This is a genomic window from Paraburkholderia sp. CNPSo 3076, from assembly GCF_026343935.1.
Classification (GTDB): Bacteria; Pseudomonadota; Gammaproteobacteria; order Burkholderiales; family Burkholderiaceae; genus Paraburkholderia; species Paraburkholderia nodosa.
In genome coordinates this window covers 86089-101687 of the sequence record NZ_JAPMAL010000007.1, presented here as the reverse complement: position 1 = coordinate 101687, position 15599 = coordinate 86089, and the positions used below count along the sequence as shown (strand labels likewise).

General features: G+C 68.0%; 9 protein-coding genes. 4 read left to right on the top strand and 5 right to left on the bottom strand.

All coding sequences use genetic code 11. The annotated features are described in order from the left end of the window. Positions 1-4 precede the first annotated feature (4 nt). From grpE to hrcA, 4 genes are all read right to left on the bottom strand, one after another. Positions 5-607 (bottom strand): nucleotide exchange factor GrpE, encoded by a 603-nt coding sequence (gene grpE, locus M3A49_RS10130; RefSeq protein ID WP_266228564.1) that lies wholly within the window; start codon positions 605-607, stop codon positions 5-7. Between the two features lie 550 nt (positions 608-1157). After that, positions 1158-1565: an RNA-binding S4 domain-containing protein gene (locus M3A49_RS10125; RefSeq protein ID WP_266228563.1), complete on the bottom strand. Its 408-nt coding sequence runs from the start codon at positions 1563-1565 to the stop codon at positions 1158-1160. A 58-nt stretch (positions 1566-1623) separates the two neighbouring features. Continuing rightward, on the bottom strand, positions 1624-2691 hold the full coding sequence (gene hemH, locus M3A49_RS10120) for a ferrochelatase (RefSeq protein WP_266228562.1): 1068 nt from the start codon (positions 2689-2691) through the stop codon (positions 1624-1626). 234 nt (positions 2692-2925) lie between these two features. Then, complete coding sequence (gene hrcA, locus M3A49_RS10115) at positions 2926-3945, bottom strand: heat-inducible transcriptional repressor HrcA (protein WP_028202023.1); 1020 nt, start codon at positions 3943-3945, stop codon at positions 2926-2928. Between the two features lie 272 nt (positions 3946-4217). Here hrcA and M3A49_RS10110 point away from each other — a divergent pair, with 272 nt between their 5' ends. Beyond that, positions 4218-5129, top strand: a complete 912-nt coding sequence (locus M3A49_RS10110; protein WP_254335435.1) for an NAD kinase — start codon at positions 4218-4220, stop codon at positions 5127-5129. Positions 5130-5224: 95 nt separating this feature from the next. Then, on the top strand, positions 5225-6904 hold the full coding sequence (gene recN / locus M3A49_RS10105; protein ID WP_266228561.1) for a DNA repair protein RecN: 1680 nt from the start codon (positions 5225-5227) through the stop codon (positions 6902-6904). 66 nt (positions 6905-6970) lie between these two features. On the opposite strand, the gene glnE is transcribed toward recN, so the two are convergent. Next, the gene (gene glnE / locus M3A49_RS10100; protein ID WP_266228560.1) at positions 6971-9790 is read right to left on the bottom strand and encodes a bifunctional [glutamate--ammonia ligase]-adenylyl-L-tyrosine phosphorylase/[glutamate--ammonia-ligase] adenylyltransferase; all 2820 of its coding nucleotides are present in this window, start codon (positions 9788-9790) and stop codon (positions 6971-6973) included. Positions 9791-10094: 304 nt separating this feature from the next. On the opposite strand from glnE, the gene M3A49_RS10095 reads away from it, so the two are divergent. Both M3A49_RS10095 and M3A49_RS10090 read left to right on the top strand, forming a co-directional pair. Further along, positions 10095-14564, top strand: a complete 4470-nt coding sequence (locus M3A49_RS10095) for a YhdP family protein (RefSeq protein WP_266228559.1) — start codon at positions 10095-10097, stop codon at positions 14562-14564. Positions 14565-14651: 87 nt separating this feature from the next. Then, positions 14652-15479, top strand: a complete 828-nt coding sequence (locus tag M3A49_RS10090) for a carbon-nitrogen hydrolase family protein (RefSeq protein ID WP_266228558.1) — start codon at positions 14652-14654, stop codon at positions 15477-15479. Positions 15480-15599 lie beyond the last annotated feature (120 nt).

The following is a 15599-nucleotide window of genomic DNA, read 5'->3' as shown; positions in this document are numbered from 1 at the left end:
CTTCTTACTTCGGTGCCGAAACGGTCACGAGCGCCGGACGCAGCACGCGGTCGGCGATCACATAGCCCTTTTGCAGCACGCTGACCACCGTGTTCGCTTCCTGCTCGGACGGCACCATCGAGATGGCCTGGTGACGATGCGGATCGAACTTCTCGCCCACGGGGTTGATGGCGAGGACCTTGCCCTTCTCGAGCGCGCCGGTCAGCTGCCTGAGCGTGAGCTCGACGCCTTCGTTGACCTTGGCGAGGTCGTCCGAGTTATGGCTGAGTGCGGCTTCGAGGCTGTCCATTACCGGCAGCAGATGTTCGGCGAAGTTTTCGATCGCGAACTTGTGCGCCTTGGCGACGTCTTCCTGCGCGCGGCGTCGGACATTCTCGGTCTCGGCCTTGGCGCGGACGAAGGCGTCCTGCAATTCGGCGACCTTCGCTCGGGCTTCGTTAAGCTGGGCTTCGGCCAGTGCGGCCTCGGCAGGCGCCGCAGCATTCTGGTCCACGCCGCCTTGGGCTGCCTGCTCGGCGGCGTCAGCCTTTTGGGGCTGGGCTGCTTGCGACGCCTCGTCCGCGGGCGTGGGGTTCTGGCTCGTCGGGTTCTCTTGCGTGTTTTCCATGTCGCTGAACGTCGTTGAATAGTGAAAAAGGGAACAAAGCTTCGGGCGCCATTCCGCGACCCGCTCTACCGCGCGGACGACCGTTGCGCCAACGCGACAGAGGCTTCGTCCATTGCGACAGCACATGGGTGCCGGATCGCTTGTTTCAAGGGGCTCCCGCGGCTTTTTTATACAGAGATCCAAGCCGCGAAATCGCGTGTAACAACCACTACTGCAGCGCCGCAAAAATGAAATTGAGTAAGGGACATCCCTGACCTACACTCAAGAACAGGTGCTGCTCATGGCGCGTTTACCCTGAGCGCGGCACCGCACCGAATGGGCCCACGGTCAGCACATTGTTTAGCGGCATCCCCGCGCATAAAAACGCTAACCGGGCCTCGAAACTGGCCGTTTTGCTGCGATCCCAAGGGGAGTACCGTGAAACTGACCTTTGCCATATCGGTGGTCGCGCTGGTACTCATCGCCGGAACTACGACCATCTGCATGTCGGGCGCCGTGAACGAAAACACGACGGAATACGGGGGCGTGCACGCTACGATGGAAGCGCTCTTCAACCCTCACGCGAAAATTTGTCGATAGTGCGGCGGTCGCGCTTGGTCGGCCTGCCCTGCAACACGGCAGCCGGTTCGCGAAAGAGCCGCCGCCGGTCCTGCTCCGCCGCGCGCCTCTCGCGCCCGGCCTGGGTTTCCGAATAAAGCGTCTGCGCGATGCTCGCGGGTCCGCGCACCTCGCAAATCCCCAGCACTCGCACTTCCCACACCACGTGATCGATCTCGATTTCGACGAGGTCACCCACGCGCACGTCCTTCGACGCCTTCACGGCGTCGCCGCCAATGCGCACATGCCCCTTGCCCACGGCGTCCGAGGCCAGCGAGCGCGTCTTGAAGAAGCGCGCCGCCCATAACCATTTGTCGATGCGCAGCCGCGCGCCAGGTTCAGTCGAAATCTTGTAGTTCATCAGAAGCTTTCCGGATGCGCCGCTCAGTTCACGCTCAGTTCACGCTCTGCCCGCTCGGTCAGGCCACTGCGCCAGCTGGCGCTGCGGCCTGCACGGGCCAGCCCTGCAGGTGCTGCGCAACAATCTCGCCTAGCGCCGCGATCCACGCCGGCGAGGCATTCAGGCACGCAATGCGGTGAAACTCCTTGCCGCCGCCGTGCAGGAACTCGTCGCGCACTTCCATGCCGATTTCCTCGATGGTTTCAAGGCAATCCGCCGTGAAACCGGGGCAGAACACGTCCGCACGGCGCACGCCACCCGCGCCCAGTTCCCGCAGCGTGGGCGCCGTGTACGGCTGGAGCCACTGCGCCCGCCCAAAGCGCGACTGGAACGTCACCCGGCACTCGACCGGCGTCAACTCCAGCGCGTGCATGAGGAGCGTGGCCGTTTGCTGGCACTGGTCGTGGTACGGGTCGCCCAGATCGAGCGTACGGCTCGGCACGCCGTGAAAACTCAGCACGAGCCGGTCGCCCGCCGCGAAATTGGGTTTGCCGTGCGCGTGCCAGTACTGATGCACCTGGGCCGCGAGCGCCGCGATATACGCCGGATGGTCGTGATAGCCGCGCACCGTGCGGATTTCCGGCTGGTTGCGCATGCGGCGCAGCGCGGCAAAGGCCGCGTCGAACGCCGTGGCCGTAGTCGACGCCGAGTACTGCGGGTACATCGGCATGAGCAGGATGCGTTCCGCGCCCGCCAGCTTGAGCTGGTTCAGTATCGCCGGGATGTCGGGCGTGCCGTAGCGCATCGCGTAATCGACGAGGACCGTGTAGTCGTTGATCTGCAGCAGATGACGCAGGCCGTCGGTCTGCTTCTGCGTGTGCACGCGCAGCGGTGAACCCTCGGGCGTCCAGACCGCCGCGTACTTCTTGGCCGACGAACGGCCGCGAAACGGCAGGATCAGCGCGCGCAGGATGACCTGCCAGACCGGCGCCGGAATCTCGACCACGCGCGGATCGGAGAGAAACTGCGCGAGATAGCGGCGCACGGCGCGCGGCGTGGGCGCGTCCGGCGTACCCAGGTTGATGAGCAGCACGGCGACGCGATGCGCCGCGGCGGACTGCGAAGGCCGCTCCAGGTCGAAACGCATAGGCGATCAGTGGCGCCGCGCGAACGCGCAGCAACGGTTGCATGAAACAAGCATTATAGCGGGCGGTCCTGGCGGGCCAAACCGGAGCCGCGACGCAGCGACTCACGGCGCGTTGGCCATTCGGCCGATGGCGCGCGCCACGCCTTGCGGGGATGATCGTCGGAAAGGCGGGTGTGCCCGATGCCGGTATGCCCGATGCCGGTATGCCCGATGCCGGTATGCCCGATGCGGCGCTCAGTTCTGGCTGAGCGTGAGCGAGAGCAGGCGCGCAGTGATGTCGACGATCGGGATCACCCGGTTGTACGCCATGCGCGTCGGCCCGATCACGCCGAGCGTGCCAACGATCTTGCCGTTCACCTCGTAGGGAGCCGTTACTACGCTCATTTCCTCGATCGGCACGAGTTGCGACTCGCCGCCAATGAAAATCTGCACGCCCTGCGCGTGGCTCGAGACGTCGAGCAGCTGCAGCAGGCTGGTTTTCTGGTCGAACACGTCGAAGAGCTTGCGCAGGCGCGCCATGTCCGAGGAAAGGTCGGCCACTTCGAGCAGGTTGCGCTCGCCGGAAATGAGCAAGGTGTCGCCGCTTTCGGGCTCTTCGGTGCTCGCGGTCACGGCCGCGTGCATGAGCGTGGTCATGTCGCCGCGCAGCGCGTCGATTTCCTCGCGCAGGCGGCGGCGCACCTCGTCGAACGACAGGCCCGCGAAGTGCGCGTTGATGTAATTCGAGGCTTCGATGAGCTCGGAAGGCGTGAAGTCGCGCTGCGTCGCCATGATCCGGTTCTGCACGTCGCCTTCGGGCGTCACGATGATGAGCAGGATGCGCTTGTCGGACAGGCGCATGAACTCGATCTGCTTGAACACGTGGCTGCGCCGGGGCGTCAGCACCACGCCCGCGAACTGGGAGAGGTTCGAGAGCACGCTGGCGGCCGCCGCCACCACTTTCTGCGGCTCGCCGGGGCGCAGCGTGGTCTTCACCGCGCGCGTGAGCGCGTCGTCGTCGGAGCTGGGCTCGACGGTGAGCATGGTGTCGACGAACAGGCGATAGCCGCGCGGCGTGGGCACACGCCCGGCCGAGGTATGCGGGCTGGACACGAGACCCAGCTCCTCGAGGTCCGACATGACGTTGCGGATCGTCGCCGGACTCAACTCCAGGCCGGAATAGCGCGACAGCGTGCGCGAGCCGACCGGCTGACCTTCGGCGATGTAGCGCTCGATCAGCGTCTTGAGGAGGGTTTGTGCGCGAGGATCTAGCATGACTCAAAATTTTAGCCTAATGGCGGGTTGGCTGCGAGTGCGCCGCCAGGCCGGGCCCGGCGGGCCTGCGCGCAGGGCGGGGCGGACCGGTATCGGCCGCCGTCGCACGGCGGATTGCACGACACATCGCACGTCCCCTCGCCCGGCACAACGCGCGTTGTCATCGCCGTGTCACCGGCTTCGGGTTGGAGGGCGCGGCGCGCAAGGCCTGGCGGCCCGCACCCGGCTTGCGCCAGGTTCTTTTCGTGACCTGACTATGGTGTAATGCCGGCATGCAGATCCAGAAGATCCAGAGCCAGTTCAAGACGGTTGCGCTCGTTGGGCGCAACAATACGCCAGGCATTGCCGAGCCGCTGACGGCGCTCGCCCAGACCATTTCGAAGCGCGGCTTCGAGGTCGTGTTCGAAGCGCAGACCGCAGAGGAAATCGGCGCGCAAGGCTATCCGGCGCTGCAGCCGGCCGAAATCGGCGCGCGCGCGGACGTGGCCGTCGTGCTCGGCGGCGACGGCACGATGCTCGGCATCGGCCGCCAGCTCGCGCCCTACCGCACGCCGCTCATCGGCATCAACCACGGGCGGCTCGGTTTCATCACCGACATCGCGTTCTCCGAGATGCAGGAGGTCGTGCCGCAACTGCTGGCGGGCTCGTTTGAGCGCGAGGAACGCTCGCTGCTGGAGTCGCGCATCACGCGCGACGGCGACCCGATCTACCACGCGCTCGCCTTCAACGACGTGGTCGTGAACCGCAGCGGCTTTTCGGGCATGGCCGAACTGCGCGTGAACGTCGATGGCCGCTTCATGTACAACCAGCGTTCCGACGGTCTGATCGTCGCGACGCCCACGGGCTCGACCGCGTACGCGCTCTCGTCGCAGGGGCCGATCCTGCATCCGCAGCTGCAAGGCATCGTGCTCGTGCCGATCGCGCCGCACGCGCTCTCGAACCGCCCGATCGTGCTGCCCGACGACTGCAAGGTGAGCATCCAGATCGTGGCGGGCCGCGACGTCAACGTGAATTTCGACATGCAGTCGTTCACGGCGCTGGAGCTGAACGACGTGATCGAGGTGCGCCGCTCGCGCCACACCGTGCCCTTCCTGCACCCGGTCGGCTACAGCTACTACCGCACGCTGCGCAAGAAGCTGCACTGGAACGAGCACCCCTCGCTGCAGGGCGATCCGGAGGACTGAAACCCGCGTCTTCGCGTGAAGCGCGCGCGTGCGTCGCCATGCAGCCAGCAGCCCCACGGTCATTAAAGCCAACCAAAAAAGCAGAACCAGACGCCATGCTTCGCCATCTCTCGATTCGCGACTTCGTGATCGTCGCCGCGCTCGACCTCGAATTCGATAGCGGCTTCACCGTGTTTTCCGGCGAAACGGGCGCGGGCAAGTCGATCCTGATCGACGCCCTCGCCCTCACGCTCGGCACGCGCGCCGACGCGAGCGTCGTGCGCACGGGCGAGAGCCGCGCCGACATCACCGCCGAGTTCGATGTGCCCCCGCATGCCGCGCTTTGGCTCGACGAGCAGGCGCTCACGAACGGCGACGGCGAACACACGGTCATGATGCGCCGCGTGGTGGACAGCGGCGGGCGCTCGCGCGCCTTCATCAACGGCACGCCCGCCACGCTCGCGCAGCTGCGCGAACTGGGCGAAATGCTCGTGGACATCCACGGCCAGCATGCGCACCAACTGCTCATGCGCCCCGACGCGCAGCGCGAACTGTTCGACACGCACGCAGGCCTCACGGATCTCGCCGCCACCGTCACGCGCGCGTGGCGCGACGCGCGCGACGCGCGTCTCGCACTGCAAAGCGCCATGTCGCGCGACCGCGAGCTGCAGCTCGAGCGCGAGCGCCTCGCGTGGCAGCTCGCCGAGCTCGACAAGCTCGCGCCGCAACCGGGCGAATGGGAAGAAGTGAACGCGGAGCACGTGCGGCTTTCGAACTCGGCCAACCTGATCGAAGGCGTGCAAGGCGCGCTCGCGGCGTTATCGGAATCCGACGAGGCGATGCTCTCGCAGCTGAACTCGATCGTCTCGAAGCTGCGCTCTCTCGCCGAAGTCGACGCCGAGCTCGACGACGCGCTCGCCGCGCTCGAACCGGCCGCGATCCAGATCCAGGAAGCGGCCTACTCGCTCTCGCATTACGCGCAACGCCTCGATCTCGATCCGCAACATCTCGCGCAGGTCGAACGGCGCCTCGACGCGCTGCATTCGACGGCGCGCAAGTTCCGCCTGCCGGCCGAGACGCTGCCCGAGGAACACGCGGCGCGCCGCCAGCAGCTCGCGGCGCTCGACGCCGCGTCCGATCTCGACGGCCTGCGCGCCGCCGGGAAGAAGGCGCAGGACGCCTATCTCGCGCAGGCGCGCCAGCTCTCGAAGGCGCGCGCCAAGGCGGCAAAGGCGCTCGGCACGGCGGTCACGCAAGGCATGCAGGAACTGTCGATGGCGGGCGGCAGCTTCGAAGTCGCGCTCGTGGCGCTCGGCAGCAGCTCGACCGGCGAGCCGATCGGCAGCGCGCACGGTCTGGAGCAGATCGAATTCCGCGTGGCGGGCCACGCCGGCGTGCCGCTGCGTCCGCTCGCGAAGATCGCATCGGGCGGCGAACTCGCGCGTATCAGCCTCGCGCTCGCCGTGATCGCGAGCGCGGCGAGCCCCACGCCCACGCTGATTTTCGACGAAGTCGATACGGGCATTGGCGGGGGCGTAGCCGAAGTGGTGGGCCGCCTGCTGCACCAGCTCGGGCGCGCACGCCAGGTGCTGTGCGTCACGCATTTGCCGCAGGTCGCGGCGCGCGGCGATCACCACTTCCAGGTGGCGAAGTCCGGCGACGGCAACGGCGGCACGGTCTCGGACGTCACGCCGCTCGACAAGGGCGGCCGGGTGGAAGAAGTCGCGCGCATGCTGGGCGGGCTGGAGATTACCGCGACGACCAGGCGGCATGCGAAGGAGATGTTGGCGGCGTGATCGAGACTGCGCCTCACGCATGAGGCGCATCAGCCGCACCGCCCATCGACGCGTAGCGCACTCGCGCTACGCCTCTCCCCGCTCCCCAAACACGCGCTTCCACAACGCCAGCACGGCCTCGCGCTCGCGCTCCACACGCGCCGGATCGACACGCGCCTTCTCCATGCCGTCGAGCCGCAACTGGTGCTGCAGCTTGCGATAAAGCCGGTACGCCGAGCCTATCGTCTCGGCCTCCTCCTCGCTCATGAGCCCGAAGCGGGACACCTCGCGCAGCAGCGCGATATTGCCCGTGTTGCGGATCAGCTCGGGGTCCTGCGCCGCGTGCAGCAGCACCCAGTACTGGACGAGAAACTCGATGTCCACCATGCCGCCGCGGTCGTGCTTCAGGTCGAAAAGTTCGGTGCGGTTCGGGTGGCCATCTTCCACGCGCTGGCGCATCTCCACGATTTCCTTCGCGAGCGGCGCGGCGTCGCGCGGCGTGGTCAGCACCTGCACGCGGATCGCCTCGAAGGCGCTGCCGATCGCCGCATCCCCGGCCGAGAAGCGCGCGCGCGTGAGCGCCTGGTGCTCCCAGACCCACGCCGTGTTCGCCGCGTCCCCTTCGCGCAGCTGGTAGCGGCGGAACGCGTCGAGGTCGGTCACGAGCAGGCCCGACTCGCCGTTCGGCCGCAGGCGCAGATCGACGTCGAACAACGTGCCCGCGCCAGTGGCCGTGGTGAGCCACGTGATGAGGCGGCGCGCAAAGGTCGCGTAGATCTCCGAGGCGCGCTCGTCCTCGTCTTCGTACAGAAAGATGATGTCGAGGTCCGACGCGTAGCCCAGCTCCTTGCCGCCGAGCTTGCCGTAAGCGATCGCCGCGAAGCGCGGTACCTCGCGATGGCGTTTGGCGAACTGCTTCCAGACGGTCTCGATGGTCACGTCGAGCACGGCGTCGGCAAGTTCGGAGAGCCGGTCGCTCACGTGCTCCACCGAGAGCCGCCCCGCCAGGTCGTTGAGCAGGATGCGGAACACCTCGGCCTGGTGCGCGTGGCGCAGCAGGTCCATCCGCTGCTCGACGTCGGCGGCGGCGGCGAGCCGTGCGCGCAACAGGCGCAAGAACTCGGGCCAGTCGAAGGGCGACGCAACCGCCTCGTCGTCGAGCAGCTCGTCGAGCAGTTGCGGATGGCGGATCAGATAGCCCGCCGCCCAGCGAGAGCCGCCCAACACCTTGAGCACACGGCTGAGCGCATCTGGGTATTCGGTGAGCAGCGCGAGATACGCGCCGCGCCGGATCACGGCTTCGAGCAGGTCGAACATGCGCGCGAGCGTGTCGCCGCGGCGCTCGCGCGGCTCGAGCGTGCGCGCGGCTTCGAGCGCGCGCTGTGCGACGCTGTCGAAGCGCTCACGGCTCTTCTCGGGCAGCCCCGCGTAACGCGCCGACTGCCAGAGTCCGCGCAGGCGCGCGAGCAGCGGCGCGGGGTCGTCGATGCCCAGTTCCGTGAGACGTTCGAGCAACGAGCCTTCGGCGCCCTCTTCCATGAGGGCGCCGCTCCAGACCCATGCCGCCGCGCCGTCTTCGGACGCACCGCAGCCGCCCTCGCCGCCCATCTTGTCGGAGAAGATCTGCACGAACTGGCGCTCGACGTTGTCGCGGTGGCCATCGAGCGTCGTCATCAGCGCGGCGTAGTCGGCAAAGCCCAGCGACTTCGCGAGCGCGGCGCGCTCCTCGGCATCGACGGGCATGGCGTGCGTTTGCGCGTCGTCGCGGTACTGCAGGCGATGCTCGAGGTCGCGCAGAAAGTTGTAGGCGCGCGTCAGCTCGCCGCAAACCTCCGACGCGATCAGTCCGCGCGCGGCGGCGTAGCCGAGCACGGCGAGCGTCGGGCGCACGCGAAAGCCCGCGTCCTGGCCGCCGCGTATGAGCTGGAACACCTGGGCGCTGAACTCGATCTCGCGAATCCCGCCGCGCCCGAGCTTGATGTCGTCGGCCTTGTCGGGGCGCATCATGGCGCGCCGCTGTGCTTCCTGGCGGATCTGCACGTGCAGCGAGCGGATCGCGCTGATCACGCCAAAGTCCAGATAGCGCCGGTAAACGAAGGGCTTCACGAGCGAATCGAGCTGGCGTGCAAGACGCAGCGCGCTGTCGCTCTCGTCCTCGGAAACGAGCCGCCCCTTGATCCACGCGTAGCGCTCCCACTCGCGGCCCTGCACGTAGAAGTACTCTTCGAGCATGCCGAGGCTGCACACGAGCGGCCCGGAGTCGCCGTTCGGCCGCAGGCGCATGTCCACGCGAAACACGAAGCCATCGGCTGTCACGTCGCTCAGCGCGGCGATCAGGCGCTTGCCCACGCGCGTGAAGAAGTCCTGCGTGGCGATGGGCGAGCGCTGGCCGCCCGTGGTTTCGCCGTCGTCCTCGTAGACGAAGATCAGGTCAATGTCGGACGAAACGTTCAGCTCGCGCCCGCCCAGCTTGCCCATACCCACCACGCCGAGCGTGAGGCGCTCGCCGCCCGGGCCGCGCGGCTCGCCGAAGAGCGTCTCGAGGTCGGCGCTCACGCAGGCGAGCGCGCGCTGGATCGTGACTTCGGCCAGATCGGTCATGCTGCCGGTCACTTCGGCGACGTCGGCCACGCCGCCGAGATCCCGCTCCATCACGGCGCAGGTCACTTCCACGCGCAGCTGGCGCAGGACCTTCTTCAACCGCTCGTCGCCCAGCGCTGCGCCGGGTGCGGCGTTTGCTTCGGCGAGCAGTTGCCCACTCAACGCGTCGAGCCGCGCGACGATGCGTTCGCGCGAGAGCGGCGCGGCGGCCAGCGCCTCGACCTGCGCCGTCAGTTCGGGACGCGCGGCGTAAGCACGTGCTGCATAACGGGAATAGCTGGAACTCAGAAGAGGGATGTCGGTCATGAAGTGCTGCTTGCCGGGAAGGCTCGCTGTCGTGTCGCGCGCCTGGGTTGATGACGATGCCAGTGTGACGATGCCGATACCGATGGCTCGACTGCGAGGGTTCGCCCCGCGCCACGCGCGCACCGCCCACCGGCTCTCGCGATCCGCCTCGCCGATGCGTCCGGCATAGCCGCCGCAGTGCAAAAAATCATGCGTGTCACGCGCCGCGCGGCCATCCCGGCTTCCCCGGATGGGCGTTCTGGCGGCCCTCTGTGATACATTTCGTCGTTAGAACGCAACGCTACCATACCCCACCCGCCGCAGCATGTCCGAGCGAAACGATCACGCCGGCCTACCCCAATCTGGACATGCCAGCCAGGCTACCGAGCCAGGGGGTCCGCACCATCATCACCCGGTACTGCGCCAGACGCTGCGCGTGCTGGCGATCATCGCGCTCGTCCTGTATTTCATCGTCTCGGTCCTGCTGCTCGGGCTGCGCTACGTCGTGCTGCCGTACGTGGACAACTTCCGTCCGCGCATCGAGCAGCTGGTCTCCTCGAAGATTCACGCCGAGTTCCGCATCGGCAAGCTCGGCCCGCACTGGTCGGGCTTCCAGCCCGGCATCGACGTCACTGATCTGACGATTCGCGACCGCTACGGCAACATCGCGCTCGACGTGCCGCACGCCACGGCCTCGGTATCGTGGCGCTCGGTCGTGCTGCTAGAACCGCTGCTCTCGAGCATCGTGGTCGAGCAGCCCGACGTGCACATCGCGCGCGAGGACGACGGTACGCTCACCGTGGCGGGCGTGCCGGTGCCCACGGCACACACGGGCAACGCCACCTTCACGACGTGGCTTATGCGCCAGCAGGCCATCGTGCTGCGCGGCGGCACGCTGCGCTGGCACGACGCCACGCGCGACGTGCCCGACCTCGCGCTCTCGCACATCCGCCTCGCGATTCTCAACGACGGCTACGATCACCGCGTCGCGCTCCAGGCGCCGGCCGAGGGCACCGTGCTGCACGGCCCGCTCGACTTCCGCGCGCACTTCACGCACGCGCACTTCGCACAGGCCGGCAAGCCGATCAGCTGGACGGGCGACACCTACCTCTCGACCGGCCCCGTCGATCTGCCCACGCTCTCGCGCTACATCAGCTTCCCGATCGCCACCTACGCCGGGCGCATCGACAACTCGATCTGGGCGCACTTCGCCAATGGGCACATCCTCGAGGCGAGCGGCGCGCTGGAAGGCGCAAACATATCGCTGCGCACGCGTGCCACCCAGCCGCTGCTCGACATGCCGGTCGCGAGCTTCCACTGGAGCATGGGCATCCAGCCCGGCGACTACTCGCTCAAGCTGCGCGACATGCACGCGGAACTGGGCCAACCGCCGCTCGAGGACGGCACGCCGCTCACGCGCTCGCTCGCCCTCACAACGCTCGACGCGCGCTTTCGCGAGCAAACGCTCCAGCACGGCCAGCTCATGAGCGTGCACGGCGACCGCATCGATCTCGGCATCCTCGCCGAGTTCATGCGCGCGTTGCCGCTGCCCGGGCGCGTGCAGGGCGCGCTCGTGCGCTTCGACCCGCGCGGGCTGGTGGCGAACTACGATCTCTCCCTCGAACGCGCGAAGCCCGAGTCGGGCGAAGCGGCCGCCGAGCAGCGCTCCACGAGCGTCGAGCCGGTCACCCACTATCGCTTCAAGGGCGACCTGCAGGGTATCAGCGTGAACGCGCAGGAGCCGGGGCCGGGCCTCACGCCGCGCGGTCACCCGCGCGCGGGCCTGCCGGGGGTCGAGAACCTGTGGGGGCACATCGACGCCGACGAGTCGCACGGCACCATCGACCTCGACACGGACAATGTCGCCATCACGCTGCCCGGCGTGTTCGACAATCCGCGCCTCACGCTCGACCGGCTCTACGGCGCGGCCAAATGGGCCGTGGCCGCCGAGCGCGAGCCCGGCAACCGGATGAAGGCGTTCACCGTCGATGTCGCGAGCCTGGCTATCGAGAACGCCGACGCGCGCGCGAAGATGACCGCGCACTACACGAATCCCGGCAAAGGGCGCGGCTCGCTCGACCTCGTCGCCCATTTCGACGAGGCCAAGGTCAAGGCCATCCCGCGTTACCTGCCCACCGCCATCAGCGAGAAGACGCGCATCTACCTCGGCCACGGCTTGCAGGCGGGGCGCTCGAAAGGCGCGACGATCGAGATTCACGGCGACCTCACCAAATTCCCCTACTCGCGCGACCCCGACGCTGGCCAGTTCCGCATCGTCGCGCCGTTCACGGGCGGGCGCTTCGACCCGTCGCCGTTCCCGCCGCGCAAGATGCGCAACGGTGCGCCAAACGTCTGGCCGGCGTTCGACGGCATCGACGGCGTGTTCAAGATGCATGAGAACAAGCTGCGCTTCGACGTCGATCGAGGCCACTACCGCAACTTCGTGCTGCGCAACGTGAGCGGGCGCATCGAGGAGCTGGGCGTCAAGGGCTCCGATATCGTGATCGAGGGCAGCGGGCGCGGTCCGCTCGCGGACCTGCTCGACTACGCGGACAACAGCTCGATCGGCTACATCTCGAAGCACGCCACCGCGAAGGTGCGCGCGCAAGGGCAGTCCACGCTCGCGCTCAAGCTCACGATCCCGCGCCATCCGATGCCGAAGGTGCTGCTCGCGGGCGCCATCGGCTTCGAGAACAACACGCTCACCGCGAACAACGTGCCGCCCGTTTCGAACCTCACCGGCCGGGTGCGCTTCACGAACCACAGCGCCAATGTCGACCGGCTCACGGCGCGCTTTCTCGGCGGCGATCTGCGCGCCAGCGGCGGCATGCGCGACGACGGGCACTATAAGGTGGACGTGGCCGGCGACGTCGCGGTCGATGCGGCGCGTGGCCTGAATCTGCATGGCATGGCGGCGGCGGCGCTCGGACGCCTTTCGGGCGCGGCGCCCTACTCGCTTTCGGTGGCCGGCCAGCGCGGCCGCCTGCCCGACGTGAGGGCCAACGCCGATCTCACCGGCCTCGCGCTCGACCTGCCCGCGCCGTTCGGCAAGGCGGCAGGCACGCCGATGCCGCTGAACTTCGAATTGCAGCCGGGCACGGGTGTGCCCGCCGAATCCGCCATCGGCACCGATGCCAGGGCCGGCGACGCCGCCTTCGAACACGCAGAACTCACGCTCGGGCCGCTTGCCGCGCGTTACGTGATGCGCCGCCATCCGGGTCACGTACCGGAAGTGGTGCGCGGCGCGATCGGGATGAACCGCCCGGCAGATCTGCCCTCGGAAGGCGTGACCGCCGCCGTCGATCTGCCCACCTTCGACGCCGACGCCTGGCGCGCCGTGGTGCAGCAGTTGCGCGGGACCGCAGCGGCGCAGCCCCAGGGCTCGACAGCTGCGAGCGCGGCGGCGAGCGGTGTCCAGGCGCCGGTTCCCCCGCCGCGAACCGCCGCAGAAAGAGCGGCCGAGCGGATGGCTCAAAACGCGGCTCCGGGCGCAGCCTCCGAATCGGAAGCGGAGAACCCCGCCGCCGCCACTGCCGCACCGCAAAGCCCGGCATCGGCAACCACGGCGGCCGCGCCGGCCGCAGCCTCGTCACCGCTCGCGCCCAACGGCGCGGTCGGCCAGTTCCTGCCGTCGCGCTTCGCGGTCCACGTCGGCACGCTCACGCTGCTCAAGCGCCACTGGGAGAACGTCGTGCTCGGCGCATCGCGCACCGGCGAGCGCGGCAACGAATGGCAGGCCAACGTCGCCTCCAACCAGGTCTCGGGCCACGTCTCGTGGAAGCCGGGCGCCGTGCCGGGCGCGCCTGGCACGCTCGAAGCACGGCTCGCGCGCCTCACCGTGCCCGCCGCCACCGAAAACGACCTGCTCGGCCAGGCGATGTCGCAGCCCGCGCAGAACATGCCGTCGATCGACCTCGTCGTGAACCAGCTCATCGTGCGCGACCGCGATCTCGGCCGCCTCCAGGTGAACGCGCACAACTTCGACGACAACGGCGTGCCGGTCTGGCAACTCGACCAGCTCGACATCAGCAACCCGGACGCGCACCTCACCGCCACGGAAAACTGGCGCGCGGTGGGCGACACGGCAGCCGGCGACGACTCGGCCGCCGCCGGCATGCAAACGCCGCGCCGCACGGCGCTCGACTTCCATCTCGACATCAAGGACGCCGGCGCGCTGCTCGTACGCGCCGGCAGGCCGCACGTGCTCAAGAACGGCACGGGCACGCTCTCGGGCAACCTGGAATGGCAAGGCGGCCCCACGCGCATCGACTTCCCGTCGCTCAACGGCAACCTCACGCTCGACCTGCATCACGGCCAGATCCTCAAGGTCGATCCGGGCGTGGCGAGGCTGCTTGGCGTGTTGAGCCTGCAAAGCCTTGCGCGCTTCGTCACGACGGACTTCCGCGACATCATCGGCGAAGGCCTGCCCTTCACGAGCGCGACGGCCACCGCGCAGATCCAGAACGGCATCGGCAGCACTAACGATTTCAAGCTCGTCACCGCCCCCGGGCGCGCGACGATGGCGGGCAGCGTCGACCTCGCGCACGAAACCCAGGACCTGCGCGTCCACGTGGTGCCGACGGTCAGCGCGGGCGCGGGCGTGATCGCGGCGGCCATCATCAATCCGCTCTTCGGCCTCGGCGCGCTGATCGGCGACGTCGTGCTCTCGCAGACGCTCGAGCACGCGTTCGCGATGGACTTCGCGATCACGGGCCCGTGGGCCAAACCGCACGTCGAGCGGCTGCATGGCGATCAGGGTAAGATGGACGCGCAGACGCCGGCCGCAGTGCACTGAATTGCGCACTGAGTTGCCGCCAGGTGTGCTGCGCCATGGGCACGCGGTATGCGCGCCATGCACCCCGAACCCCTTCAAGATCTGCCGATGAGCGCTCCCCCCCTCGACCCGTTTCGCGTCGCCGCGCTGCAGATGGTCAGCACGCCCGATCGCGAGCGCAATCTCGCCGAAGCGGACAAGCTGATCGCCGAGGCCGCCGCCGCGGGCGCACGCCTCGTGTTGCTGCCCGAATATTTTTGTTTCATGGGTCACAAGGACAGCGACAAGCTCGCGATTCGCGAGCCGCACGGCGACGGCCCCGTTCAGCGTTTTCTCGCTGATGCGGCGAGGCGCCACGACGTGTGGGTGATCGGCGGCACCTTGCCGCTGAAAGCGCCCGAAGACACGCGCGTGCTTAATACCACGCTCGTGTTCGACCCGAGCGGCGAGGAACGCGCGCGCTACGACAAGATTCACCTCTTCAATTTCGAAAAAGGCGCCGAATCATTCGATGAAGCGCGCACGATCCGGCCCGGCGCCGAGGTGCGCACGTTCGAGGCGCCGTTTGGCCGGGTCGGCCTGTCGGTCTGCTACGATCTGCGCTTTCCCGAGCTGTATCGGCGCATGGGAGACTGCGCGCTGATGGTCGTGCCTTCAGCGTTCACTTACACCACCGGCCGCGCCCACTGGGAGATCCTGCTGCGCGCCCGCGCGATCGAGAACCAGTGCTACGTGCTGGCCGCGGCGCAAGGCGGCACGCACGAAAACGGCCGCCGCACGTGGGGCCACAGCATGCTGATCGACCCGTGGGGCGAGATCGTCGACGTGCGCGACGAAGGCGCGGGCGTGGTGGCCGGCGACATCGACCTCGAACGCATCGCCAGCGTGCGCGCGAGCCTTCCGGCGTGGCGGCACCGCGTGCTCGACTGCGCGTGACGCACAATGCATGCAACGCACGCGACGACTGGCCCCGCGAATGAACATCATCGAATTCCACGCGAGTTCTACAGTTAAGGCGCTTGATTTCGCAGCACCGCGCCCGAATCTCCATTGACA